This is a genomic window from Helicobacter pylori, from assembly GCF_001998165.1.
In the GTDB taxonomy this organism is placed as follows: domain Bacteria; phylum Campylobacterota; class Campylobacteria; order Campylobacterales; family Helicobacteraceae; genus Helicobacter; species Helicobacter pylori_DL.
In genome coordinates, this window is record NZ_MTWR01000128.1 from 1 (window position 1) to 441 (window position 441).

Sequence of the window (441 nt, forward strand, 5' to 3'; positions counted from 1 at the left end):
AATTAAAGCACACTTCGGTGTGTTGTTGATCTAAAATTTTATAGATTTGCTCTTCATAAGTTTTAGCGTTTTCTAAGACATGTTTTTAATGGTTTATGACAATAAATCAGAGATTTTGTCATAAAGACCTTGAATGCCCTTATCTTTAGCGCTCAATTCATCGTATAAAATAGCGATTTGAATGTCTTTTTCTTCATTTTGCGCATTCAGTGTGGTGTTTGCTTGGCGTAAAGCGTTCAACTCTTCTTCTTGTTTTTGGATTTTTTCAATCAATTCTTCTTTGTTAAGGTAGCTAGTGATGATATAGGTCGTGTCTTCTTTTTCATTAGCGAAGATGTTTTCAATGAAAACCAAACCAGGGTCAATCACCAGCACATAATCCGGTTGCATGAAGCGCTCATGGTTTAAAATAGGCTCATCATCAACGCGGTTATAAGCCAT

1 protein-coding gene and 1 pseudogene are annotated in these 441 nt (G+C 35.1%); both read right to left on the reverse strand.

Translation table 11 applies throughout. The features are described from left to right. Positions 1-93: 93 nt before the first annotated feature. Positions 94-273 carry a DUF904 domain-containing protein gene (locus tag BZK24_RS10075; RefSeq protein WP_242423442.1) on the reverse strand — a complete coding sequence of 60 codons (180 nt, stop codon included), beginning with the start codon at positions 271-273 and terminating at the stop codon, positions 94-96. Next, a pseudogene (porC, locus tag BZK24_RS10080) lies at positions 262-441 on the reverse strand (pyruvate flavodoxin oxidoreductase subunit gamma); the annotation flags it as partial. The gene BZK24_RS10075 and the pseudogene porC, both read right to left, overlap by 12 nt.